This window comes from Burkholderia sp. MSh2, assembly GCF_000731655.1.
In the GTDB taxonomy this organism is placed as follows: Bacteria; Pseudomonadota; Gammaproteobacteria; order Burkholderiales; family Burkholderiaceae; genus Burkholderia; species Burkholderia paludis.
Genome location: NZ_JPGM01000035.1, coordinates 45,396 through 68,732 on the forward strand (window position 1 = coordinate 45,396; position 23,337 = coordinate 68,732).

21 protein-coding genes are annotated in these 23,337 nt (G+C 70.4%); 10 read left to right on the forward strand and 11 right to left on the reverse strand.

What is annotated here, in order from left to right:
- The first annotated feature begins 147 nt into the window (after nucleotides 1–147).
- Nucleotides 148–789, forward strand: a complete 642-nt coding sequence (locus tag GQ57_RS22530) for an OmpA family protein (RefSeq protein ID WP_031398426.1) — start codon at nucleotides 148–150, stop codon at nucleotides 787–789.
- A gap of 376 nt (nucleotides 790–1,165) precedes the next feature.
- Nucleotides 1,166–3,319: a methionine--tRNA ligase gene (metG, locus tag GQ57_RS22535; RefSeq protein WP_034199051.1), complete on the forward strand. Its 2,154-nt coding sequence runs from the start codon at nucleotides 1,166–1,168 to the stop codon at nucleotides 3,317–3,319.
- A gap of 93 nt (nucleotides 3,320–3,412) precedes the next feature.
- On the opposite strand, the gene GQ57_RS22540 is transcribed toward metG, so the two are convergent.
- Nucleotides 3,413–7,456 (reverse strand): translocation/assembly module TamB domain-containing protein, encoded by a 4,044-nt coding sequence (locus GQ57_RS22540; protein WP_034199052.1) that lies wholly within the window; start codon nucleotides 7,454–7,456, stop codon nucleotides 3,413–3,415.
- A gap of 28 nt (nucleotides 7,457–7,484) precedes the next feature.
- Entirely contained in the window at nucleotides 7,485–9,299 is a 1,815-nt protein-coding gene (locus GQ57_RS22545) for an autotransporter assembly complex protein TamA (RefSeq protein WP_031398429.1), read from the reverse strand.
- 265 nt (nucleotides 9,300–9,564) lie between these two features.
- Here GQ57_RS22545 and GQ57_RS22550 point away from each other — a divergent pair, with 265 nt between their 5' ends.
- The 4 genes from GQ57_RS22550 (at nucleotide 9,565) to panD (ending at nucleotide 12,161) form a co-directional block, all read left to right on the forward strand.
- Nucleotides 9,565–9,753, forward strand: coding sequence for a DUF3460 family protein (locus GQ57_RS22550; protein WP_006478107.1), 189 nt, complete (start codon nucleotides 9,565–9,567; stop codon nucleotides 9,751–9,753).
- A gap of 4 nt (nucleotides 9,754–9,757) precedes the next feature.
- Nucleotides 9,758–10,630 carry a segregation and condensation protein A gene (locus GQ57_RS22555; RefSeq protein WP_031398430.1) on the forward strand — a complete coding sequence of 291 codons (873 nt, stop codon included), beginning with the start codon at nucleotides 9,758–9,760 and terminating at the stop codon, nucleotides 10,628–10,630.
- 260 nt (nucleotides 10,631–10,890) lie between these two features.
- A complete protein-coding gene (gene panC, locus GQ57_RS22560) occupies nucleotides 10,891–11,730 on the forward strand; it encodes a pantoate--beta-alanine ligase (protein ID WP_031398431.1) in 840 nt (279 codons plus the stop codon).
- A gap of 44 nt (nucleotides 11,731–11,774) precedes the next feature.
- Nucleotides 11,775–12,161: an aspartate 1-decarboxylase gene (gene panD, locus GQ57_RS22565; RefSeq protein ID WP_031398432.1), complete on the forward strand. Its 387-nt coding sequence runs from the start codon at nucleotides 11,775–11,777 to the stop codon at nucleotides 12,159–12,161.
- A 148-nt stretch (nucleotides 12,162–12,309) separates the two neighbouring features.
- Here panD and GQ57_RS22570 read toward each other — a convergent pair whose 3' ends face one another.
- From GQ57_RS22570 to GQ57_RS22580, 4 genes are all read right to left on the reverse strand, one after another.
- Nucleotides 12,310–12,978 carry a ParA family protein gene (locus GQ57_RS22570; protein WP_034199053.1) on the reverse strand — a complete coding sequence of 223 codons (669 nt, stop codon included), beginning with the start codon at nucleotides 12,976–12,978 and terminating at the stop codon, nucleotides 12,310–12,312.
- A 146-nt stretch (nucleotides 12,979–13,124) separates the two neighbouring features.
- Nucleotides 13,125–13,538: a DoxX family protein gene (locus GQ57_RS22575; RefSeq protein ID WP_034199054.1), complete on the reverse strand. Its 414-nt coding sequence runs from the start codon at nucleotides 13,536–13,538 to the stop codon at nucleotides 13,125–13,127.
- Nucleotides 13,539–13,689: 151 nt separating this feature from the next.
- Entirely contained in the window at nucleotides 13,690–13,830 is a 141-nt protein-coding gene (locus GQ57_RS43415; protein ID WP_162836098.1) for a hypothetical protein, read from the reverse strand.
- Nucleotides 13,831–13,912: 82 nt separating this feature from the next.
- Nucleotides 13,913–15,457 carry a cobyric acid synthase gene (locus tag GQ57_RS22580; protein WP_034199055.1) on the reverse strand — a complete coding sequence of 515 codons (1,545 nt, stop codon included), beginning with the start codon at nucleotides 15,455–15,457 and terminating at the stop codon, nucleotides 13,913–13,915.
- Nucleotides 15,458–15,531: 74 nt separating this feature from the next.
- Between GQ57_RS22580 and cobU the strand changes: the two genes are divergently transcribed.
- The 4 genes from cobU to GQ57_RS22600 are packed head-to-tail and all read left to right on the forward strand — an operon-like array spanning nucleotide 15,532 to nucleotide 18,950.
- Complete coding sequence (gene cobU, locus GQ57_RS22585; RefSeq protein ID WP_031398436.1) at nucleotides 15,532–16,086, forward strand: bifunctional adenosylcobinamide kinase/adenosylcobinamide-phosphate guanylyltransferase; 555 nt, start codon at nucleotides 15,532–15,534, stop codon at nucleotides 16,084–16,086.
- Nucleotides 16,080–17,024, forward strand: coding sequence for an adenosylcobinamide-phosphate synthase CbiB (cbiB, locus tag GQ57_RS22590; RefSeq protein WP_034199056.1), 945 nt, complete (start codon nucleotides 16,080–16,082; stop codon nucleotides 17,022–17,024). The genes cobU and cbiB overlap by 7 nt, the downstream gene beginning before the upstream one ends.
- The gene (gene cobD, locus GQ57_RS22595) at nucleotides 17,017–18,036 is read left to right on the forward strand and encodes a threonine-phosphate decarboxylase CobD (RefSeq protein WP_034199057.1); all 1,020 of its coding nucleotides are present in this window, start codon (nucleotides 17,017–17,019) and stop codon (nucleotides 18,034–18,036) included. Before cbiB ends, cobD begins: the two co-directional genes overlap by 8 nt.
- Complete coding sequence (locus tag GQ57_RS22600) at nucleotides 18,033–18,950, forward strand: cobalamin-binding protein (protein ID WP_034199058.1); 918 nt, start codon at nucleotides 18,033–18,035, stop codon at nucleotides 18,948–18,950. Before cobD ends, GQ57_RS22600 begins: the two co-directional genes overlap by 4 nt.
- 89 nt (nucleotides 18,951–19,039) lie before the next feature.
- On the opposite strand, the gene cobC is transcribed toward GQ57_RS22600, so the two are convergent.
- The 5 genes from cobC to GQ57_RS22625 are packed head-to-tail and all read right to left on the reverse strand — an operon-like array spanning nucleotide 19,040 to nucleotide 23,293.
- A complete protein-coding gene (cobC, locus tag GQ57_RS22605; protein WP_034199059.1) occupies nucleotides 19,040–19,624 on the reverse strand; it encodes an alpha-ribazole phosphatase in 585 nt (194 codons plus the stop codon).
- A complete protein-coding gene (locus tag GQ57_RS22610; RefSeq protein WP_034199060.1) occupies nucleotides 19,609–20,385 on the reverse strand; it encodes an adenosylcobinamide-GDP ribazoletransferase in 777 nt (258 codons plus the stop codon). Before GQ57_RS22610 ends, cobC begins: the two co-directional genes overlap by 16 nt.
- Nucleotides 20,375–21,430: a nicotinate-nucleotide--dimethylbenzimidazole phosphoribosyltransferase gene (gene cobT / locus GQ57_RS22615; protein WP_031398442.1), complete on the reverse strand. Its 1,056-nt coding sequence runs from the start codon at nucleotides 21,428–21,430 to the stop codon at nucleotides 20,375–20,377. The genes GQ57_RS22610 and cobT overlap by 11 nt, the downstream gene beginning before the upstream one ends.
- Before the next feature lie 52 nt (nucleotides 21,431–21,482).
- Entirely contained in the window at nucleotides 21,483–22,298 is an 816-nt protein-coding gene (locus GQ57_RS22620; RefSeq protein ID WP_034199061.1) for an ABC transporter ATP-binding protein, read from the reverse strand.
- Nucleotides 22,295–23,293, reverse strand: a complete 999-nt coding sequence (locus GQ57_RS22625) for a FecCD family ABC transporter permease (RefSeq protein WP_031398444.1) — start codon at nucleotides 23,291–23,293, stop codon at nucleotides 22,295–22,297. Before GQ57_RS22625 ends, GQ57_RS22620 begins: the two co-directional genes overlap by 4 nt.
- Nucleotides 23,294–23,337: the final 44 nt, after the last annotated feature.

Below are 23,337 nucleotides of genomic sequence, written 5' to 3' on the forward strand. Positions count from 1 at the left end.
CCGAACAGCCACGCTGACGGGCAGGGCAAGCGGCCGCCTCGGCGGCTGCCGCGTGCGCAGGCCTGCCCGCGTTGTCGGGCGGCCCATGCGGGGAGCCGTAACTGTTGTCGTCGTTATCGACTCGTTCAACCAAGAGAGGAATCCAAGATGAACATGAAAATCGCGACTCGCCTGTCCGTCTTCGCCCTGGCCGGCGCACTGCTGGCCGGCTGCGCAACGCAGCAAGGCACCAACACTGCCGTCGGCACCGGCACGGGTGCGGCGCTGGGCGCAGGCATCGGCGCACTGGCTGGCGGCGGCAAGGGCGCGGCGATCGGCGCAGGCGTCGGCGCACTGGTTGGCGGCGTGACGGGTTACAACTGGCAGGCCATCAAGAACAAGCTCGCACCGTCGGCGGCGCAGACGGGCACGCAGGTGACCGAGCAGCCGGACGGCTCGCTGAAGCTGAACGTGCCGAGCGCGGTGACATTCGCGACGAACCAGTACGCGATCACGCCGGCGTTCACGCCGCTGCTGAACGATCTGGCCTCGACGCTGACCCAGAACCCGCAAGTGACGGCATCGATCGTCGGCTACACCGACAGCACGGGCTCGGCGCAGCTGAACCAGACGCTGTCGCAGAACCGCGCGCAAAGCGTCGTGAACGCGCTCGCGCAGCGCGGCGTCAACGCCGGCCGCCTGTCGGCGCAAGGCATGGGTGCGTCGAACCCGATCGCGGACAACGCGACGGAAGCCGGCCGCGCGCAGAACCGCCGCGTCGAAATCTACCTGCGCGCCGCGCAGCAGTAAGCACCCGACGAGGGGAAAGCGCGGGCGGGCTGCCCGCGCAGCCCGCCGGGCAAGGCTTCCAGCCAAGCCGCACGCCGCGCGAAAAATATTTCGAACTTCTGCCGCGCGCCGTGGTCAGTATTTACGGTACGCGGCTGGTGTTGCCGGCGCGTCACCATTCTCCTCTTGTCGTTGTTGCTCCGGGGCCGTATCCGCCCCGGTTTTTTTTCGCCCGCGGAATTCGTGCTGCATCGCAGCACGACGCCATCGGGTACGCCGCCTGTGCGGCCCCGCCCCTTCCGGCGCCCGGTCCGCGGCGCCCGCCCGCGTCGCTGGCGCGCGCCCCTGCTAGAATCGCAGTTTCCCGTCGTTTTTCCGCCGTTCCTCTACAGACCCTATGTCCGCATCCGACCTCACTTCCGTGCAGGCTGCGGCGCCGCAAGGCGGCCGCCAGATCCTCGTTACGTCCGCACTGCCCTATGCCAACGGGCAGATCCACATCGGCCACCTGGTCGAGTACATCCAGACCGACATCTGGGTGCGGACGCTGCGAATGCACGGCAACGAGGTCTACTACATCGGCGCCGACGATACGCACGGCACGCCGGTCATGCTGCGCGCGGAGAAGGAAGGCCTGACCCCGAAGCAGCTGATCGACCGCGTGTGGACCGAACACAAGCGCGACTTCGACAGCTTCGGCGTGTCGTTCGACAACTTCTACTCGACCGACTCGGACGAGAACCGCGTGCTGAGCGAGAAGATCTACCTCGCGCTGCAGGATGCCGGCCTGATCGCCGAACGCGAGATCGAGCAGGCCTACGACCCGGTCAAGGAAATGTTCCTGCCGGACCGCTTCATCAAGGGCGAATGCCCGAAGTGCCACGCGAAGGACCAGTACGGCGACAACTGCGAAGTGTGCGGCTCGACCTACCTGCCGACCGAGCTGCTGAACCCGTATTCGGTCGTGTCGGGCGCCACGCCCGTGCGCAAGACGTCGAAGCACTACTTCTTCCGCCTGTCCGACCCGCGCTGCGAGACGTTCCTGCGCAACTGGGTGAGCGGCCTCGCACAGCCCGAAGCGACCAACAAGATGCGCGAATGGCTCGGCGACGCCGGCGAAGCCAAGCTCGCCGACTGGGACATCTCGCGTGACGCGCCGTACTTCGGCTTCGAGATCCCGGGCGCGCCCGGCAAGTATTTCTACGTGTGGCTCGACGCGCCGGTCGGCTACTACGCGAGCTTCAAGAACCTGTGCGACCGCAGCGGGATCGACTTCGACGCGTGGATCCGCCCGGGCTCGAAGGCCGAGCAGTACCACTTCATCGGCAAGGACATCCTGTACTTCCACACGCTGTTCTGGCCCGCGATGCTCGAGTTCTCGGGCCACCGCACGCCGACCAACGTGTTCGCGCACGGCTTCCTGACGGTCGACGGCGCGAAGATGTCGAAGTCGCGCGGCACCTTCATCACCGCGCAGAGCTACATCGACACGGGCCTGAACCCCGAATGGCTGCGCTACTACTTCGCCGCGAAGCTGAACGCGACGATGGAAGACATCGACCTGAACCTCGACGACTTCCAGGCCCGCGTGAACAGCGACCTCGTCGGCAAGTACGTGAACATCGCGAGCCGCGCGGCGGGCTTCCTGATCAAGCGCTTCGACGGCCGCGTGCAGGACAGCGCGATGAACCATCCGCTCGTCGCGAAGCTGCGCGATGCGATTCCGCAGATCGCCGCGCACTACGAGGCGCGTGAATACGGCCGTGCGCTGCGCCACACGATGGAACTCGCGGACGAAGTGAACGCGTACGTCGACGGCGCGAAACCGTGGGATCTCGCGAAAGATCCGGCCAACGCGGTCGCGCTGCACGAAACCTGCAGCGTGAGCCTCGAGTCGTTCCGCCTGCTGTCGCTCGCGCTGAAGCCGGTGATGCCGCGCGTGGCCGAGGCCGTCGAGGCGTTCTTCGGGGTCGCGCCGCTCGCGTGGGCCGATGCGACGAAACCGCTGTCGTCGGAACAGCCGATCAAGGCGTACCAGCACCTGATGACGCGCGTCGATGCGAAGCAGATCGAAGCGCTGCTCGCGGCGAACCGCGATTCGCTGCAGGCGGAGGCGGCCAGTGCGGCCGCCGCCGGCGCGAACGCCGCGAAGGATGCGAAAAACGCCAAGGCGAACGCAAAGCCGGCCGCCGTGAACGGCGCCGACGATGCGCCGATCTCGATCGACGATTTCGCGAAGATCGACCTGCGCATCGCGAAAATCGTCGCGTGCCAGGCCGTCGAAGGCTCGGACAAGCTGCTGCAGCTCACGCTCGACGTCGGCGAGGAAAAGACCCGCAACGTGTTCTCCGGCATCAAGTCCGCGTACCAGCCCGAGCAGCTCGTCGGCAAGCTGACGGTGATGGTCGCGAACCTCGCGCCGCGCAAGATGAAGTTCGGCCTGTCGGAAGGGATGGTGCTCGCCGCGTCGGCCACCGATGAAAAGGCCGAGCCGGGCCTCTACATCCTCGAGCCGCACAGCGGCGCGAAGCCGGGCATGCGCGTGAAGTAAGCCGGCGCCCTGCCGCCCGCACGAAAAAAAGCCCCGCACGCCTGTTGTCGTGCGGGGCTTTTCACATGTGCGGCGCCTGCCCGGCGCCGGCCTTCACCGTTGCCCGAACCAGCGGTCGAAGCGCCGCGTGTAGTTCAGGTCGACGCCCTGGAACGTGCCGCCGTACGCGGACACCGACCAGAAGCGCGTCAGGTTGATCGTCGCCTTGAACGCGTTGCTCGCCGATTGCAGGCCCTGCTCGAAACCGAGCACGAAACGCTCGTTGATCGCCTTCGACACCAGCACCACCTGCGGATCGGTCAGGCCGACTTCGCTGCGGCCGATCGACACCTCGTCGAGACCGAAGGTTTGCGCAACGCGCTTGCCGGTCACGCTGCCGAGCAACCCGAGGGCCGCCGTCATCGCACCCTGCTGGCCGACGTTGTTGCCCTGGTCGGTGCCGTGCCCGAACAGCAGCCACGACAGCTTTTCGTTGTCCGTGACATTCGGTTCCGACACGAGCTTGACCGTCAGCGACTGGATCGTGCCCGTCACCTGCACGCCGGCCTCGACCTCCTGGTTGCGCCGCATCGCGAGGATGTTGACGCCCGGGTTCGACACCGGCCCGTTGAACGTGAAGAAACCGTTCTCGATCGCCAGCTTGCGGCCGAACGACGTGTACGTCGACCCTTCGGTCACGCGAACGTTGCCGACCGCGCGCAGCGGCAAGCCTGGCGCGCTCATCACGGTGATCGTGCCGCGCAGCCCGAGATCCGCGCCGTGGCCCTTGAAGCGGAAGTTGTTGCCGAGATCGATGTCGATGTTCGCGCGCGGCGCGAGCGACGGCGCCGGCTTGTTCGCGGCCGGCTGCGGCTTCGCGACCGCGGTGCCGGTGGGCGTCTCGCCGCGCACCGTGCCGTCCGGCTGCACGATCACGACGTCGTCGGACAGGTGCGGCGCCGACTCCTCCGGCAGATCGAACAGCGCGCGATCGACGACGAACTTGCCGTCGATCGACAGCGCGCCGCGCGGCCCGTCGTTCGCAACCGTCGCCTTGCCCGACAGCGACAGCTTGCGGTCGGGCGCCGCGAACACTTCGAGCTTGTCCGCGACGATGCTCGCGGTCAGGTCCGACGCCGCGCCGTCGAGACGCACGCGGCCGAGCGCGCGCAGCGTGCCGTCGCCGCCGTGAAACTCGACCTGCTGGAATTCGACGAGGTTGTCCGACAGCTTCACGCGCACGATGCCGTCCTTCAGCTGCACGCCCTGGTCGATGAGCGTCGCGGACAGGTCGTCGCCCGTCAGCATTCCCGACAGGTTCGGCTTCGCCGGCGTGCCGGCGACCGTCAGCTTCAGCGCCGCGCGTCCGCCGAGCAGGTAGCTCGGTCCGAACAGGTTGCCGGTCGTCTTCAGCGCCGGGATGTCGGCGTCGACGCGGCCCGACAGCGGGCCGTCGTCGACGACGCCGAACACGCCGTCGCGCAGCGCGAACGGCACCGCGACGCTCGCATCGAGCGTACCGATCCGGTTCGCCTTCGCCTGCGCCGTCACGTTGAGCCGGTTGCCGGGCGCGAAGCTCGCGCGCGCCGACAGGTCGGTCAGCCCGAGCGACGCGATGCCGCGCCCGCTCTCGATCGTTACGTCGCCGCCGCGGCGCTTCACCTGCACGTAACCCGTCGAGTTCGCGCCGAGCGAGAAATCCCAGTCGGCGTCGAGCACGACGTCGGTCCGAACCGGCGAGCGCTGGCCCGTCAGTTCCTGGCGGACTTCGAGCAGGCGCGCAACCGACGCGCCGCTCACCGAGCCCGACGAGCGCAGCTGGCCGCGATCGAAGACGAACGATTTCAGGTCGATCGCGGCGCCCTCGAGCGTGAGCCGCGTCGCACCGAGCGTCACGCGATCGGCGCCGGCCGACACGGTCAACGGCGCCTGCAGCGCAATGGCCGGCGTGCCGCGGTTCGCCAGACGCGTAACGGTGCCGTCCCAGCGCATCCCGTCGCGGCCCTCGGTCACGCCGCCGTTCGCCGCGAGCGTCACGTCGATCACGCGGCCGCCGGCCGTCCCGAGCGCCGACGCGTCGAGGGTGTGCTTCGCGCGCGTACCGTCGAGATTCGCGCGCAGCGATTTGAGCTTCAGCGAACCCAGCGCGAGGTCGGATGCGTCGGCCGTAAATACGAGGGCGCCATGCGCGCCGTCGCGGATGTCCGCGCGGCCATGCGCGGCGCCGATCCGGTTCGAGCCGACGACGACGCCCTCGGCCTTGTAGTCGGCCGTGACGTTCGGGTGCGCGAAGCTGCCGGTCAGGTCGCCCTGCGCCTGCACGAGCCCTTCCACGCCGAAGCCGAGCCGGTCGAGCCGGGGCGCGTCGATGACGAAGCGCAGCCGGTCGCCGGGCGCGCCGAAGCTGCCGCGCAGGTCGACCTGGTTGCCCGCGATCGACAGGTTCGCGTTGCTCGGCAGGATTCGCGAGCCGGCAAGCTGCACGACGCCGGCGCCGGTCAGCGGCACGCCGTCGTACAGGCTGTCGCCGAGCTTGAAGGTCGCCTTCGTCGACACCTGCGGCGCGAACGCGCCCGATGCCGTCAGCGTGCCCGACACGCGCGTGTCGCCGCGCGTGGCCGGGGCGGCCTTGGCCGACGCCTTGCCGCCGGCCTTCGGCGCCTGCAGCGCGGCGAGCAGGAGCGGATCGAACGCCGTCAGCGTCGCTTTCGCGTCGTAGCTCGAATGCGCATCGTGACGGAACACGCCGGTCAGATCGATACGGCCCTTGCCGGCCGTCACGCGCGCATCGGTCAGCACGGTTTGCTGCGCGGCCAGCGCGACCTTCGCGCGCGCGCCGAGCGCGAGCTTCGGATCGTTCAGGTCGAAATCGACGGTCGTCACGTCGCCCGCGAGCGTCACGCCGAGCGGGCCGCCGAGGCGCATCGGCCGCAGTTCGGCGACGAACGCGTTCAGGTCGAGGTTCGCGACCTTCAGGTCGAAGCGGCCCTTGCCGCCCGTCAGCGTACCGCTGCCCGCCACGCTGCCGTCGCGGATCAGTTTCAGCGCAAGCCCGTCGATCCGCTGCGTGTGTGCATCGAGATGCACGTTCGCATGCGCATCGATCACCGGCAGCAGGTGGTCGCCGAGGATGCCCGGCTTCGCGTTGACGATCGACACCGGGCCCGTCACCGCGAACGCCTGCGCGTGCGCCGTGCCGGCCGGCGCGGTCACGGGCGCGAGATCCGCGCGCACCGCGAGATCGGCGGCCGGCGCGCCGGGCGCGAGCGCCTGCGGATTCACGTGATCGAACGCGAGCGACGCGCGCGTGAGCGGCACCGGGCCGAACGGCGCGGCCTCGACATGCGCGCGCCCGTTCAGCTTCATCCCGCTCGCGTCGATTTCGGCGACCAGCGCCTCGAGGGAGCCCGACACGCGGGCCCGGGCGTCGACCGGCTCGTCGGACAGCTTCCCTGCGTAGGTGGCTTCGCCCGTCAGCGCGAACGGCTTCACGCCGTCGAGCTGCGCGCGCGCCGTCAGCGCGCCGAACGGCGTATCGACGCCGTCGAGCACGAGTTCATGATGACGGCCGTCGCTGCGGCCGTTCAGCGCGATGTGGTCGAGCTGCGTCGTCGAGCCGCCGTCGTGGATCGCGAGACGGTCGACGCGCAGGTCGTCGATCCGCAACTGCAGCGGCAGGCTCAGGTCCTGCGGCGGCGTACCCGGCGTCGACGGCCCCGGTGCGATCCGCACGTCGACCGTGCCGGCGCGCAGATGGGCGATGGACAGCCGCCACGGCGCGCGGGTCAGCGCCCAGCGGCCGTCGAGCCGGTCGATGCGGACTTCGGTGCCGGTGCCGTCGGGGCTGGTCCACGCGAACCCGCGCAACCGCACGCCGGTCGCGAGCGAACCGCCTTCGAGCGTGCCCGCGAGCCGCGCGCCGAGCACGCGCTCGGCCGCCTGCCATGCGAGCCGCGCGCCGGATTCGGTCGTCACCGCGGCCAGCACGAGCCCGAGCGCCAGCACCACGAGCAGCACGACCGTCGCGAGCGTCCATGCGGCGGCGCGCCCGATGCGTGCGGCGAGCCCGCGGCGCGGCACGCGCGGCGGCGCGTCGGGCGCGCCGTCGGGTGCGTCCGGATCGTGAGGCGGCGGCGTGTCGTTCGGGTCCTTCGTCATGCGGTTCGTCGTCGATGATGCGGTTCGTTCAGAAAGCGATGCCGAGCGTCAGGTACGGGCGCACGCTATGGTTGCGCATCCCGTACGCGACGTCGACGTTGATCGGGCCGACGGGGCTGCGCCAGCGCGCGCCGACGCCGACACCGGGGTAGAACACGCGCTCGCCCCACGCATCGGTGGCGGTGCCGATGTCGAAGAACGTCGCGGCGCCCCAGTCGCGGTTGAACCAGTGCTGGTATTCGGCGGTGCCCGTCATCAGGTATTTGGTCGGCAGCACCGAGCCGTCGACGCTGTTGCCGATGCTCTGGTAGCCGTAGCCGCGCACCGAGTTCGAGCCGCCGGCGCGGAACAGCAGCGATGCCGGCACGCCGGCCGAGCTGCCGCCCGTGAACACGCCGCCGAGCTCCGCGCGGAACACGAACAGGTCGCGCTTGCCGATCGGCAGGTACTGCTGGCCGCGCGCATAGCCGCGGACGAAGGTCTGGTCGGTCAGCACGCCCTTGATCGCGAAGCCGGCCTCCGCGTGGATCAGGTTGCCCGAGCGCGGGAACAGCTGATCGTCGACGTTGCGGCGCGTCCAGGCCCATTGCGGCACGAGGGCGCGGCTCGTGGTCGGCCCCGCGCCGTTCTGGTCGAGCCGGTCCTGGTAGAACATCAGCGAGTACGAATAGTCGATGAACTGGCCCGTGCGTGTGCGCTGCGCGCCGACCCGCCCGCTGTAGATGCGCGTATCCGACACGTTGGTGTTGGTGTAGGACGCAAGCACGCTGTTGGTCCAGCCCTTCTCGCCCGGCGGCATCGACAGCTGGACCTGGCCGTACTGCTGGATCTGGTCGAGCCGGCCCGACACGGTCAGCGGCCACGCGGCGCCGAACGTGTCGAGATACGTGTAGGAGCCCTGCACGTGCGGGCCCGTGTCGGTGGCATAGCCCACGCCGCCGCGAATGTTGTTGTACGGAAACTCGCTGACCTTCACGTGCACCGGCGTGCGCTCGGGCTTCGTCGCATCGTCGCCGACGTCGATCGCGACGCTCGCGTAGTACGGCGTGTTCTGCAACTGCCGCTGCAATTCGGTGATGCGCTGCACGTCGTAGATCTCGCCCTCGGACAGCGGATTGACGTTCGTGACGATCTTTTCCGGATAGCGCCGCACGCCGTCGACATCGACCTTGCCGATCGTGAACGTCGGGCCGCTGTCGAACGTGACCGCGAGCGTCGCACGCTGCGTGCGCGGGTCGATGCGCGCCTCGGACGACACGATCTTCGCGCCGAGATAGCGGCGCGACTGCAGTTGCTTGAGCGCGGCGCCCTTCGCGCCGTCCCAGTCGGACTGCGTGAACGGGTCGCCCGGCTTCAGCGAGAACGCGAACCGGGTCGCGGCTTCCTGCTTCGGGTCCTCGGTGTCGATGGGCCCGTTGAACGTCAGGTCGACCGTCGACACGACGGTCTGCTTGCCCGGATCGACCGCGATGCGCACGTCGCGCTTGCCGTCGTGCGTGCGGACGTCGGTGCGCACGACCGGCGAGAAATAGCCGGCCGTCGCGGTCAGGTCGCGCACCTGCTGCGGCGTGGCGGTGACGAGGAAGTCGAACTGGTCGTCGTTGATGTCGTCACGCTTCGCGAAGCGCGCGATGTCGAGATGCGACTTGAGCAGCTTGCGGACCGAGCGCGGCGCGTCGATGTCGACGTCGTACTTCGCGTGGGCCGGCAGTGCGAAGAATGCCGCGAGGCAGCCCGCGAGGGCCGCCCGTGCGATGCGGGGCGCGGCGCCGGCACGATTGCGTGCCGCGCGCGAGCCCGCGCCGGTTGCCATGTGTGCTTGCTGGTTCGACTGCCCCGCCAAATATGACCTCGCCCTCGGTTATCGCGTTTTGGTGGAAAACCCCGTATTTGACCACAGGGCGCAAGCGTCAAAGCTTAATGTTTGTAAGCTGCCTCGCGGGCGTGCGGGCGCGGCGCGATGCCTGCCGGCAGGCGCCCGGGCTGCCTGCCGCGCGGCAGCTCGCGGGTTCGACGCGCGATTGACGCCGGCTGTTCCCGCGATGCGGTAAAATCCCGCCATCGTGAATCCGGCGCATCGTGCGCCGCCCGAAACGGAAACTCCAGCCATGCCGTACCAGTCCGACGTCACGCAGTTCCTGAACCAGCTCAAGCAACAGAAGCCGACGCTCGAGGAAGAGCAGCGCAAGGGCCGCTCGCTGCTGTGGGACAAGCAGCCGATCGACCTCGAGGAGCGCGCCGAGCAGCAGGAATCGCGCGTGAAGCAAACCTCGTACGTCTACTACCAGAACTTCTGACGACGTGAGCGCCGCCGACGAGGCCAGCGCCGCCCGGCAGGACGACGCGATCGCCGCGCCCGCGGGCGCCGATTCGACGCCCGACACGGTCGACGGTGTCGCGGCGTTCGCTCGCCTGTACGGCGAGCCGCTCTTCAAGCTGCCGCAGGATCTCTACATCCCGCCCGATGCGCTCGAGGTGTTCCTCGAAACGTTCGAAGGCCCGCTCGACCTGCTGCTCTACCTGATCCGCAAGCAGAACTTCAACGTGCTCGACATCCCGATGGCGCAGGTCACCGCGCAATATCTGGGCTACGTCGACCAGATCCGCACGTCGAACCTCGAGCTGGCGGCCGAGTACCTGCTGATGGCCGCGATGCTGATCGAGATCAAGTCGCGCATGCTGCTGCCGGTCAAGAAGGCCGATACCGGCGAGGAAGCCGAGGATCCGCGCGCGGAACTCGTGCGCCGCCTGCTCGAATACGAGCAGATGAAGCTCGCCGCGCAGCGGCTCGACCGGTTGCCGCAGCTCGGCCGCGATTTCCTGCGCGCCGAGGTCTATATCGAGCAGAGCGTCACGCCGCGCTTTCCCGACGTGAACTCGGACGATCTGCGCGCCGCGTGGGCCGACGTGCTCAAGCGCGCGAAGCTCGTCCAGCACCACAAGATCTCCCGCGAGGAGCTGTCGGTGCGCGAACACATGAGCCTGATCCTGCGCCGGCTGCAGAATGCGCGCTTCATGGAGTTCGCCGAACTGTTCGATACGTCGCGCGGCGTGCCGGTCGTCGTCGTGAATTTCATCGCGATGCTCGAACTCGCCCGCGAATCGCTCCTCGAGATCACGCAGGCCGAGCCGTTCGCGCCGATCTACGTGCGCCTCGCGTACCTGCCCGCGTAAGGCCGGCACTCTCCCGCCTTCCCTGTTCACCCGCATGCATGCGTCGTTGCGCCCTGACCCGGCACGGCCCCGCGGACCGTTGCCGGCACGCCCCGCCAAAAAATGAACGACCGTTCTTTTCTCGATGCGTTTGACGGCCAAATCCTCTACAATCCGCCGACGCCCGATGCGCCGCCCGCGCGCCGGCGTTCTCCGCTTCGACCCCGACGCCGCTGCTGCGGCGCCAACGCGCGCATGCGCGAGGAACCCGCTACCCGATCATGAAAGTCATCAGCTCGATCCATGAACTGCGCGACCAGTTGCGCGGCCAGAACCGCACGGCGTTCGTGCCGACGATGGGCAACCTGCATGAAGGCCATCTGTCGCTGATGCGCCTCGCGCGCCAGCACGGCGACCCGGTCGTGGCGAGCATCTTCGTCAACCGGCTGCAATTCGGCCCGAACGAGGATTTCGACAAGTACCCGCGCACGCTGCAGGACGATATCGAGAAGCTGCAGAAGGAAAACGTCTACGTGCTGTTCGCGCCGACCGAGCGCGACATGTACCCGGAGCCGCAGGAATACCGCGTGCTGCCGCCGGACGATCTCGGCGGGATTCTCGAAGGCGAGTTCCGGCCCGGCTTCTTCACCGGCGTGTGCACCGTCGTCTCGAAGCTGATGGCCTGCGTGCAGCCGCGCGTTGCCGTGTTCGGCAAGAAGGACTACCAGCAGCTGATGATCGTGCGCCGCATGTGCCAGCAGCTTGCGCTGCCGGTCGATATCGTCGCCGCCGAAACCGTGCGCGACGAGGACGGCCTCGCGCTGTCGTCGCGCAACCGCTACCTGTCGGCCGACGAGCGCAAGGAAGCGCCCGAACTCGCGAAGACGCTGCAGCGCATGCGCGAAAGCGTGCTCGGCGGCGAGCACGACCTCGGCAAGCTCGAGCAACAGGCGCGCACGCACCTGGCCGAGCGCGGCTGGGCGCCCGACTACCTGTCGATCCGCCGCCGCGCGAACCTGATCGCGCCGAGCGCCGCCGAACTCGAAGCCGGCGAGCCGCTCGTCGTGCTCGCGGCCGCGAAACTCGGCGCGACGCGCCTCATCGACAACCTGGAAATCTGACGGGCCGCCCGCCCGCGCCTCTCACGACGCATCACGGAGAAATCATGCAGCGCCACATGCTCAAATCGAAGATCCATCGTGCGGCAGTCACGCACTGCGAGCTGCACTACGAAGGCTCGTGCGCGATCGACGAAGACCTGCTCGAAGCATCGAACATCGTCGAGAACGAACGGATCGACATCTGGAACATCAACAACGGCGAGCGCTTCTCGACGTACGCGATCAAGGGCGAGCGCGGCAGCGGAATGATCTCGCTGAACGGCTCGGCCGCGCGTCGCGCGCAGCTCGGCGACCTCGTGATCATCGCGGCATTCGCGATGGTCGACGAAGCCGAACTGCAGGCCGGCTGGAAGCCGAAGCTCGTGTTCATCGACGACGGCAACAAGATCAAGGGCCATCGCGATCACGTGCCGACGCAGAACTGGACGTAATCCGCCCGCGTGGCCGGCCGCCCGCGCGCCGTGGCGCGCGGCGCATGACGCGGCTGCGGCGCTCACGGTAAAAGGGCCTGATTCCGTATCGCACGGGATCAGGCCCTTTCTCGTTTCATCGGGCGCGGCCCGCCCGGGTGCGATGCGATCAGGCCCCCTTGGCGGCCTTCTCCGGCTTCTCCGCCTTCGGCTCGCGGCGTTCGGCCCATTCGACGATCGGCCGCCACTGTTCGAGATCCTTCTCGACGCGGCTCTTCGCGACGTCCCACAACGTGAGGCCATGCGCGGCGATCTGCACGTAGTTCTGCGTGTCGCGCACATAGCCGAGCACCGGCAGGCCGAGCCCTTCGACGAACCGGTGAAGCTGGTCGGACGAGCGCGTGCGCGCATCGACCCGCATCCCGACGATCCCGACCTCGACATTGCCCTTGCGCACGGCCTTCTCGCCGGCGAGACGCTCCAGGAACTGCTGCGTGGCCAGGATATCGAACATCGACGGCTGCAGCGGCACGATCACCTTGTCGGCCAGTTGCAGCGCGACATTGAGCCGGTTGCCGTGCAGGCCGGCCGGCGTATCGATCACCGCATATTCGAGGCCGCGCGGCGGCTTCGACGGCGCATCCGGATCGAGCGCCCACGCCTCGATCGCCGGCAGGCCGGACGGCCGCAGGTCGAGCCACGCATGCGCCGACTGCTGCCGGTCCAGATCGGCAAGCGCGACCCATGCGCCCTGCGCCGCGAAATAGCCGGCAAGATTGGTGGACAGCGTACTTTTCCCCACGCCGCCCTTCGGATTCGCCACCACGATCACCGTCATGAATTCCCCCCGAAAAAGCCACGCGGCGCCCGCCGCATGGCCGGCGCCGCTCGATTGCGGATACAGGGAGCGATGATATCGGCAAACGGGGCGTCACCGGAACGGGTTGGCCGAACGGCTCGCCGCCGGCTCGCCCCGGCCCGCCGTTATGCGGGCCGACCCGCGGCCTCCCGCGCGCCGATCGCGAACGCGCCGCCGCCCAGCAGCGCCTGCACGGCCAGCGTGACGGCCCAGAACGCCGGATATTCCCAGCCGCCGTTCGGCGACGCGAAGCTCCAGCCGTTCGGCAGATGCGCGGCGGTCGCGCCGAGCATGAACGGCAGCAACACGAGCGCCGCGACGCGCACGCGGAAGCCCGCGAGCAGCGCCAGGCCGCCGGCCAGTTCGACGAACGTGGTCAGGTACGCGAGCCAGCCCGGCAGGCCGATCGACGCGAAGAACTGCGCGGTGCCGGGCAGCGTGAAGACGAACACCTTCTGTGCGACGTGTGCGAGGTACAGCACGCCGAGCGCGACGCGCAGCAGCGTCGCGGCGAAATCGTTCAGGCGATGGGAGGTCATGACGGGTTCCTTCGTGAGTGGATGAGAATGAATCGCACTCTATTCGAATCCGTTTGACCGATAAACTCGCAAATTCGCTTTAACTCGTTCCCATCTGGAATCAATTCGATCGAAAAAAAGGGCATGACCGATCATGCCCCTCCTGCCCGCGTCAGTAACCGCTCTTGCCCTGCGTGGCGTCACCTGAACCGGGCTGGCCGCCGCCCGATCCGGACGCGTCGCAGGCGTGCGCAACCGCCGACACGCCCAGCAGCGCCGCGAGCAGCACGCTCCACCACCATCGAGCCTTCATCGTCGCACTCCTCCAGGCGGACCTCCGCCCTCCTCTGTTGTACGCGATCGGACGGAAAAAGCGAGCGCGGCCCGGCGCCGGCTCAACGAAACTCGGCGTACAGCGCGTCGAGGTCGAGATGCGCCGCGAACGTATCCGCGAGCCGCTCGAGCGACGCCTCGCGCAGCGCCGGATAGTCGATGCGTTCCGCGCCGTCGAGTCCGGCCCATGCGAGCAGCGCCGCGCACGCGTCCGGCGCGTCGAACAGCCCGTGCAGGTAGGTCGCGAGAATCTGGCCGTCGGCGGAAACCGCGCCGTCCGGACGCGCGGCGTCCTGCGCGGCGTCCTGCGCGGCGTCCTGCGCGGCGTCCTGCGCGGCGTCGGCGGCCAGCGCCAGCGCCAGCGCAGGCGACGCGAGCGCCGGCCCGCGCGTGTCGCCCATGTGGATCTCGTAGCCGCGCACGGCGGCCCCGCCCGGCAGCGCGAGTTGCCCCGTCACGTTCCGGAGCGTCTTGTCGGGCTGCAGCGTCGTGTCGAAATCGAGCAGCCCGAGCCCCGGCATGCTGCCGGGCGCGCCCTCCAGGCCGAGCGGATCGTCGAGCGTGCGGCCGAGCATCTGCATCCCGCCGCAGATGCCGATCACCTTGCCGCCGTAGCGCAGGTGGCGGCGGACCAGCGCGTCCCAGCCCGCGTCGCGCAGCCACGCGAGATCGCGCTGCACGCTTTTCGAGCCGGGCAGGATCAGCAGGTCGGCATCCGGCACGGGGCCGCTCTTCCAGTACGTGAATTCGACCTGCGGATGCGCGCGCAGCGGATCGAAATCCGTGTGGTTGCTGATGCGCGGCAGCGCGGGCACGACGACGCGCAGCACGCCTGTCTCGCCGCGTGCGGCGGCACTGCGCGCCTGGGCGGGCAGCATGTCCTCGGCGTCGAGCAGCAGCCCGTGCAGGTACGGCAGCACGCCGAACACAGGCTTGCCGGTCTGCGCGCGCAGCCAGTCGAGGCCCGGTTCGAGCAGTCCGATATCGCCGCGGAAGCGGTTGATCACGAAGCCGCGCACGCGCGCGCGCTCGCTGTCCGACAGGCATGCGAGCGTGCCGACCAGGTGCGCGAACACGCCGCCGCGGTCGATGTCGGCGACGAGCACGACCGGGCAGTCGACGCGTTCGGCGAACCCCATGTTCGCGATGTCGCCTTCCCGCAGGTTGATCTCGGCCGGGCTGCCGGCGCCCTCGACGATCACCGCGTCGTAGCCGGCGCGCAGCCGCGCATACGATTCGAGCACCGCGTCGAACGCGACCGGCTTGTAGTCGTGATACGCCCGCGCGTCGAGGTTCATGCGCGCCTTGCCGTGAATGATCACCTGCGCGCCGCGGTCGCTCGTCGGCTTCAGCAGCACGGGGTTGAAATCCGTATGCGGCGCAACGCCCGCGGCGAGGGCCTGGAGCGCCTGCGCGCGGCCGATCTCGCCGCCGTCGGCCGTCACCGCGCTGTTGAGCGCCATGTTCTGCGGCTTGAACGGCGCAACGCGCACGCCCGCGCGACGCGCCAGCCGGCACAGGCCCGCGACGAGCGTGCTCTTGCCGGCGTCGGACGTCGTGCCCTGGATCATCAGCGTGCCGCGCGGCCGCGGCTCGGGTGCATTCATCGTGTCAAGGTGGTCGCGAGGCAAAGGCCGCATTATCTCCCGCGCCGGCGCCGCCGCGCCGTTACAATCACGCGATGATTCCGCACGACCTCACCTTCGTCCTCGGCGGCGCGCGCTCGGGCAAGAGCGTGCACGCCGAGCGGCTCGCCGCCGACAGCGGCCGCGCCGTCACCTACGTCGCCACCGCGATCGCCGCCGATGCCGAATTCGCGCAACGCGTCGCGCATCATCGCGCACGCCGGCCGGCCGACTGGGGTTTCGCCGAAGCGCCCGTCGACCTCGCCGGCACGCTCGCGCGGCTCGACGATCCGCACGCGTGCCTGCTCGTCGACTGCCTGACGCTGTGGCTCACGAACCTGCTGTGCCCGGCCGACGGCGAACCGCTCGACGACGCGCATTACGCGGCGCAGGTGGAGCGGCTCGAACACGCGTTGCGCGGTGCGCGCGCGAAGGTGATCGTCGTCAGCAACGAGATCGGGCTCGGCGTCGTGCCGCTCGGGTCGGTCACGCGCCGCTACGTCGACGAACTCGGGCGCCTGAACCAGCGCATCGCCGCGCTCGCGACGCGCGTGACACTGCTCGTCGCCGGGCTGCCGCTCGAACTCAAACCCGGAGCGCCGTCATGCTGATGCTGTCGCTGCCCGTCGTCGCGATGCTCGCGGTCGCGGCCGCGATCGTCGACCGCGCGATCGGCGAGCCGGCCGGCTGGCATCCGCTCGTCGCGTTCGGCCGCCTCGCCGCGCGCATCGAAGGCGCGCTGAACACGGGCCGGCGCGGCCGCGTGATCGGCGTCGCCGCGTGGCTCGCGGCGGTCGTGCCACCGGTGGCCGTCGCGGCGTGGCTCGCGGCCGTGCTGCCGTGGCCGCTGGCCGCCGCGCTGCACGTCGCGCTGCTGTGGTTCGCGCTCGGGGCGAAAAGCCTCGCCGACCACGTTGCACCGATCGCCGCGGCACTGCTGCGGCACGATCTCGGCGCCGCCCGCGCGCTGACCGCGCGCATCGTGTCGCGCGACACGAGCGACGCGGACGAAACCGCGCTGTCGCGCGCGGCCGTCGAATCGGCGCTCGAGAACGGCAACGACGCGATCTTCGGCGCGCTGTTCTGGTTCGTCGTCGCGGGCGGCCCGGGCGCACTGCTGTTCCGGCTCGCGAACACGCTCGATGCGATGTGGGGCTACCGAACACCACGCTTCCTGACCTTCGGCTGGGCCGCCGCCCGCCTCGACGATGCGCTCAACTGGATCCCCGCGCGCCTCACCGCCGCGAGCTATGCGCTGCTCGGCGACACGGCCTCCGCGTGGCGCTGCTGGCGCACGCAGGCGCGCCACTGGGACAGCCCGAACGCGGGCCCCGTGATGGCCGCCGGCGCCGGCAGCCTGAACGTACAGCTCGGCGGCCCGGCCGTCTATCACGGCGAGATCGAGGATCGCCCGGCGCTCGGCACCGGCGCGACGGCGACCGCCGTCCACATCGTCGCCGCCCTGTCGCTCGTCACGCGCACGCTGGCCCTGTGGCTCGCGCTGCTGGTCGCGAGCGGCGCCCTCGCCATGGCCACCCATCATGTCTGACACCCGCATCGCGCACGGCGGCAACCTGCACGAAGCCGCCCGCCGTCACGGCATTCCGTACGACGCCTGGCTCGACCTGTCGACCGGCATCAACCCGGCCGGCTATCCGGTGCCGCCCGTCCCGGCCGACGCCTGGCGCCGGCTGCCCGACGACGGCGACGGCCTCGCGGCCTGCGCCGCGCGGTATTACCGCGCCCCCGATCCCGCGCACGTGCTGCCGGTCGCCGGCAGCCAGGCCGCGATCCGTGCGCTGCCCACCCTGCTGCCGGCCGGCGACGCCGGCATCGCGGCGCTTGCCTACGGCGAATACGCACCCGCGTTCGCACGCCACGGCCATCGCGTCGTCCCGCTCGACATCCACGCGAATACGCTGCCCGCGACACTGCGCCACATCATCGTCGGGAATCCGAACAATCCGACCGCCGACTTCGTGCCGGCCGAGCGCCTGCTCGGCTGGCATGCGCAACTGGCCGCGCGCGGCGGCACGCTGATCGTCGACGAGGCGTTCGCCGATACGGGTGCGACCCAATCGCTCGCGCCTCAGGTCGACCGCCCGGGGCTCGTCGTGCTCCGCTCGGTCGGCAAGTTCTTCGGGCTCGCCGGCATCCGGGCAGGCTTCGTGCTCGCCTGTCCCGGGCAGATCGTCGCGCTGCGCGACCTGCTCGGCGCGTGGACCGTCAGCGGCCCCGCGCGCCACGCGGTCGACGCCGCGTTCGCCGATCGCGCATGGCAGGCGGCCACCCGCGAACGCCTCGCAGCCGACGGCGAGCGACTGGCCGGACTGCTGCGCACGCACGGCTTCGCGGTTCGTGCGACGCCGCTCTTCAGCTGGACCGACGACCCGCGCGCCGCCGCGCTGCATGCGGCACTCGCGGCACACGGGATCTGGACACGCTATTTCGCGACACCGTCGAGCGTGCGCATCGGCCTGCCGGGCAGCGCAGCCGAATGGCAGCGCATCGACGCCGCGCTCGCGCACTGCGTACCGCTGCTGCAACGAGGCGTCGCATGACGGCACACCTGTTGCGCCGGCTGGCGCCGGTCGCGGCGCTGGCCGCACTCGCTCACGCGCTGCCCGTGCATGCCGAGGTCGCCACGCGCGACGACGCCGGCAACACCGTCACGCTGCCCGCCCCCGCGCAGCGCGTGATCAGCCTCGCGCCGCACGCGACCGAACTCGTCTACGCGGCCGGCGGCGGCGCGAAGCTCGTCGGCGCCGTCACGTACAGCGACTACCCGCCCGCCGCGCGCGCGGTGCCGCGCGTCGGCGACAACAAGGCGCTCGACCTCGAACGGATCGCCGCGCTGAAGCCCGACCTGATCGTCGTCTGGCGGCACGGCAACGCCGAGCGGCAGACCGATGCGCTGCGGGCGCTGCACATTCCGCTGTTCTTCAGCGAACCGAAACATCTCGACGACGTGGCGTCGTCGCTGCGCCGCCTCGGCACGCTGCTCGGCACGCAACCCGCCGCCGACGCGGCCGCGGCCGCCTTTACGCGCGACATCGCGGCGCTGCGCACGCGCTACGCCGCCCGTGCGCCCGTCACGATGTTCTTCCAGGTCTGGGACCGTCCGCTGATGACGCTCAACGGCACGCATCTGATCAACGACGTAATCGAACTGTGCGGTGGCCGCAACGTGTTCGCGGCGCTCAAGCCGCTCGTGCCGGCCGTGACCGACGAGGCCGTGCTCGCGGCGAATCCGGAGGCGATCGTGACGACCAGCGCGGGCGCGACGCGCTCCGACGAACCGCAGCCGAGCCTGGCGCGCTGGCGCGCGTGGCCCGCACTGAATGCCGTGGCGCGCAACAATCTGTTCGCGATCGACGGCGATCTGCTGACGCGACCGTCGCCGCGCATCGCGCAAGGCGCGGCCGTGCTGTGCGAGGATCTCGATGCCGCGCGGGCGCGGCGGCCGACGCGCTGATCGGCGGCGATTCCCGCGCTTCGAGCGATGGGGCGCTTCGGTCGGCGTGGGCCCGCACGTCGCATCGCCGACATCCGGGCCATGCCGGCCTATTCGTCCCAGCGGACGACTTCCCACGCTCTCGCGCCCTCGCTCGCGCGCAGCCACACGACACCGCCGGTCGGCACCGGCCGCGACAGCAGCGTATCGAGCGGCACGTCCAGTACGTGCGATGCGAACGCGCGGATCACGCCCGCGTGCGTGACGGCCCAGTGCGGCCCGTCGAGCTGCGCAAGCGCATCGGCCCGCCTCGCCACGCGCGCGGCGAACCGCGCAACGCTTTCGCCGCCGTGCGCGCACGCATGCATCAGGTCGGCCGCCCACGCATCGAGCGCCGCACGGCCGATATCGTCCCAGCGGCGCATTTCCCACGCGCCGAAATCCATTTCCTGCCAGGCCGCATCACGCCGCAGCGGCACGTCGAACGCACGCGCGAGCCGTTCGGCGACCGTGGCGCAGCGCGCCAGCGGACTCGTCCAGACCAGCCGGGGCGGCGGCGCACCGGCAGCCGCCAGATGCGCGAGCACGGCCTGCGCGCCGGCGTCGGCCGGTGCGGCGAGCGGCACGTCGCTGCGTCCGTAGCAGATGCCCGGTTCGACACCGACGGCCGGATGACGGATCAGGACGACGTCCATCCGAGCACCACCAGATAGATCGCGAGTTCGCTCAACTGCTGCGCGAAGCCGAGACAATCGCCCGTGTAGCCGCCGATCCGCTTCACGAAATAGCGGGCCGCCCACGCGCGCACCAGCACGAGCGCGACGCAAACGGCCACGCCCATGCGCCAGTCCGGCCAGAACAGCCAGGGCAGGCCGAAAGCCGCCGCGATGCACGCCGCACGCGCGCCCATGCGTTGCGCGACCGGCTTCGCCTTGCCCTCGGGCCGCACGTAGTCGAGCGACATCAGCAGGCTCACGGCCGCCGCCCGGCTCGCCGCGTGCGCGGCGATCATCGTCCATGCCGCGCGCAGCGGCAACATGGACGCGAGCGCCTGCCATTTCAGGCCGAGCGCGATCACGAGCGCGACCGCGCCGAACGTGCCGATCCGCGAATCGTGCATGATGCGCAGCACGTCGTCGCGCGTATAGCCGCCGCCGAACGCATCGCAACTGTCGGCGAGGCCGTCTTCATGGAATGCGCCGGTCGCGAGCAGCGTCGCGGCCATCGACAGCCCGACCGCGATCGACGCGGGCAGCACGCGCACTGTGGCGAGATAGACGAGCGCGCCCCACGCACCGACGCAGGCGCCGACGAGCGGAAAATAGCGCGCGGCCTGGTCGAGATCGCCGGCCGCGTAGCCGATCGCGCGCGGCACGGGCACGCGCGTGAAATAGCCGAGCGCGACAAAGAAGTAGCGCAGTTCGGCACGCACGCCGCGCGCGCGATCAGGCGTCACGATTGTCGACGCCGGCGGATTCGAAGCTCGCCATCTCGCGAAGGAACGCGGCCGCCGCACGCACGAGCGGCAGCGCGAGCGCCGCGCCCGTGCCTTCGCCGAGCCGCAGGTCGAGCGCGAGCAGCGGCTTCGCGCCGAAATGCTCGAGCATGCGCCGGTGCCCGGCCTCGTGCGACGTGTGCGAAAACACGCAGTAGTCGCGCACGGCGGGGACGAAGCGCTCCGCGACGAGCAGCGCGGCCGTCGCGATGAAGCCGTCGACGAGGATCGTCATCCGCTCGCTCGCGGCCGCGAGATACGCGCCCGTCATCATCGCGATTTCGAAGCCGCCGAACGTCGCGAGCACGTCGAGCGGCGCGATCGCGTGCGAATGCTTGACGAGCGCGCGCCCGAGCACCGCGCGCTTGTGCGCGAGGCCCTGGTCGTCGAGGCCGGTGCCGCGCCCGACGCACGCGTCGACCGGCACGCCGAGCAGGCGGCTCATCAGGCAGGCGGCCGACGACGTGTTGGCAATCCCCATCTCGCCGAAGCCGATCACGTTCGTGCCGAGCGACGCATGCAGGCGCACGCGTGCAGCGCCGGCCGCGAGCGCGGTCATCGCCTCGTCGCGCGTCATCGCCGGCTCCGCCGCGAAATTGCGGGTGCCGCGCGCGACCGGCAGCGACACCAGCCGGTCCGACACCGGCAGCGGCGACGCGACCCCTGCGTCGACGATCTCGAGCGTGCTCTGCGCGACGCCCGAGAACGCGTTGATCGCCGCGCCGCCGGCCAGGAAGTTCGCGACCATCTGCGCGGTCACCGCTTGCGGATAGGGGCTCACGCCCTCCGCCGCGATCCCGTGGTCGCCGGCGAACACGATCATCGCGGGGCGTTGCACGACCGGCCGCTCGGTGCGCTGGATCAGGCCGACCTGCAGCGCGATCGCCTCGAGCTGGCCGAGGCTGCCGGGCGGCTTGGTCTTGTGGTCGATCACATGCTGCAGGCGCTTGCGCAGCGCGTCGTCGAGCGGCGCGATCGCGGGCGGAAAGGGAGTCGGTGTCGTCATCGAGGAGCCGTGTCGTTGGCGCGGCATGCGCCGCGCATCGCAGGGGAAACCGTCATTGTCGCTCGGGCCACGCCGGCAGCAGCGCATCGCGGCCGTTCTCGCGGATCAGCACGAGCGGATAGCCGAACGCCTCGCTCGCGCGCTCCGGCGTCAGGACGTCGTGCACGGGGCCGGCCCACGCATGGCCGCGGCCGTCGAGCAGCAACGCATGCGTCGCGAAACGCCGCGCGAGGTTCAGATCGTGACACGAGAACAGCACCGTGCGCGGGCCCGCGTCGAGCCATCCGGCCAGTGCGGTCAGACAATCGATCTGGTGATGCAGGTCGAGATGCGCCAGCGGCTCGTCGAGCAGCATCAACGGCGCATCCTGGCACAGCGTGGCGGCCAGCGCGACGCGCTGCCGCTCGCCGCCCGACAGCGACAGCACGTCGCGCGATGCAAGCGCGGCCAGATCGAACGTCGCCAGCGCATCGCGCGCGGCCGCGCGGTCGCCGTCGCGCTCCCATCCCCAGCCGCCGAGATACGGAAAGCGGTTGAGCAACACCGTGTCGAACACGGTCGCGCTGAAAGCGTCATGCAGTTGCTGCGGCATCAGCGCGCGCCGCTGTGCAAGCCGATCGGGCGGCCATGCGACAAGCGGCCGGCCGTCGATCTCCACCTGCCCGCCGGCCGGCTGCTGCAGCCCCGCGAGCGTCGCGAGCAGCGTCGTCTTGCCCGCGCCGTTCGGCCCGGCGACGCACCAGATCTCGCCCGGACGGAAAGCCTGGGAGAAGCCGTCGAGCAGCGTGCGGGCGCCGGCCTTCAGCGTCACGTCGACGGCCGCGTAGTTCAGGCCGCCGGTGTCGGCGGATGCTGCGGCCCACGTCATCGCGTCGGCCTCCTCAGCAACATCCACAGGAACACCGGTACGCCGATCAAGGCGGTCATCACGCCGACCGGCAACTGCGCGGGCGCGATCGCGGTGCGGGCAAGCAGGTCGGCCGCCATCACGCCGCCGCCGCCCGCGAGCATCGCGGCCGGCAGCAGCATGCGCTGGTCGTTGCCGAACGCGATACGCAGCGCATGCGGCACGACGAGGCCGACGAAGCCGATCGTGCCGGCCGTCGTCACCGCGGCCGCGGCGGCCAGCGACGCGACGAGATAGATCCGCACGCGCAGGCGCGCGACGGGCACACCGAGCGCGAGCGCGGTCGAGTCGCCGCGCAGCAGCACGTTCAGTTGCGGCGCGGCTGGCAGCGCGACGCATGCGGCCAGCAGCAGCGCACCCCACGCGAACCACGGCGCCGTCACGCCGTTCAGGTCGCCCGTCAGCCAGAAGATGATGCCGCGCAGCCGCGCATCGGGCGCGAGCGACAGCAGCAGCGTAACGAGCGCGCCCCACCCGGCCGCGATCACGACGCCCGTGAGCAGCAGTCGCGGCGACGCGTCGCGAGAATCGCCGCGCCACAGCTCGCGGCGCGCGAGACCGAGCACGAGCGCGACCGACACGAGCGCGCCGGCGAACGCCGACGCATCGACGAGCCACCACGCACCGCCCGCGATCATCGCGACGAGCGCGAAGCCGGCCGCGCCGCCGGACACGCCGAGCACGTACGGTTCCGCGAGCGGGTTGCGCAGCAGCACCTGCAGCAGCGCGCCGGCCAGCGCGAGCAGCGCGCCGCACGCGAAGCCCGCGAGCGCGCGCGGCAGGCGCAGCGTGCGGACGATGTCGGCGAACAGCGCGTCGCCGCCATGCGGCACGAGCGACGCGAGCGCCTGCCACGGCGACATCGGCACGCTGCCGATCGACAGCGACGCGACGAACAGCAACGCGACCGCCGCGGCCAGCGTCGCCCAGATCGCGGTGGCGCGCGCGGCGCTCATGCCGCGCGCAGCCCCGCGCGTGACGCGCGGCGCACCCACCTGTT

Excerpts from the sequence above, each read along its gene's own strand:
- cbiB (WP_034199056.1), top strand. The coding sequence starts at position 16,080 with ATGCTGATGCTGTCGCTGCCCGTCGTCGCGATGCTCGCGGTCGCGGCC.
- metG (WP_034199051.1), top strand. The coding sequence starts at position 1,166 with ATGTCCGCATCCGACCTCACTTCCGTGCAGGCTGCGGCGCCGCAAGGC.
- GQ57_RS22620 (WP_034199061.1), bottom strand. The coding sequence starts at position 22,298 with ATGACGTGGGCCGCAGCATCCGCCGACACCGGCGGCCTGAACTACGCG.
- cobU (WP_031398436.1), top strand. The coding sequence starts at position 15,532 with ATGATTCCGCACGACCTCACCTTCGTCCTCGGCGGCGCGCGCTCGGGC.
- GQ57_RS22530 (WP_031398426.1), top strand. The coding sequence starts at position 148 with ATGAACATGAAAATCGCGACTCGCCTGTCCGTCTTCGCCCTGGCCGGC.
- cobT (WP_031398442.1), bottom strand. The coding sequence starts at position 21,430 with ATGACGACACCGACTCCCTTTCCGCCCGCGATCGCGCCGCTCGACGAC.
- GQ57_RS22575 (WP_034199054.1), bottom strand. The coding sequence starts at position 13,538 with ATGACCTCCCATCGCCTGAACGATTTCGCCGCGACGCTGCTGCGCGTC.
- GQ57_RS43415 (WP_162836098.1), bottom strand. The coding sequence starts at position 13,830 with ATGAAGGCTCGATGGTGGTGGAGCGTGCTGCTCGCGGCGCTGCTGGGC.
- GQ57_RS22570 (WP_034199053.1), bottom strand. The coding sequence starts at position 12,978 with ATGACGGTGATCGTGGTGGCGAATCCGAAGGGCGGCGTGGGGAAAAGT.
- GQ57_RS22600 (WP_034199058.1), top strand. The coding sequence starts at position 18,033 with ATGACGGCACACCTGTTGCGCCGGCTGGCGCCGGTCGCGGCGCTGGCC.
- GQ57_RS22540 (WP_034199052.1), bottom strand. The coding sequence starts at position 7,456 with ATGACGAAGGACCCGAACGACACGCCGCCGCCTCACGATCCGGACGCA.
- cobC (WP_034199059.1), bottom strand. The coding sequence starts at position 19,624 with ATGGACGTCGTCCTGATCCGTCATCCGGCCGTCGGTGTCGAACCGGGC.
- GQ57_RS22550 (WP_006478107.1), top strand. The coding sequence starts at position 9,565 with ATGCCGTACCAGTCCGACGTCACGCAGTTCCTGAACCAGCTCAAGCAA.
- GQ57_RS22625 (WP_031398444.1), bottom strand. The coding sequence starts at position 23,293 with ATGAGCGCCGCGCGCGCCACCGCGATCTGGGCGACGCTGGCCGCGGCG.
- cobD (WP_034199057.1), top strand. The coding sequence starts at position 17,017 with ATGTCTGACACCCGCATCGCGCACGGCGGCAACCTGCACGAAGCCGCC.
- panD (WP_031398432.1), top strand. The coding sequence starts at position 11,775 with ATGCAGCGCCACATGCTCAAATCGAAGATCCATCGTGCGGCAGTCACG.
- panC (WP_031398431.1), top strand. The coding sequence starts at position 10,891 with ATGAAAGTCATCAGCTCGATCCATGAACTGCGCGACCAGTTGCGCGGC.
- GQ57_RS22580 (WP_034199055.1), bottom strand. The coding sequence starts at position 15,457 with ATGAATGCACCCGAGCCGCGGCCGCGCGGCACGCTGATGATCCAGGGC.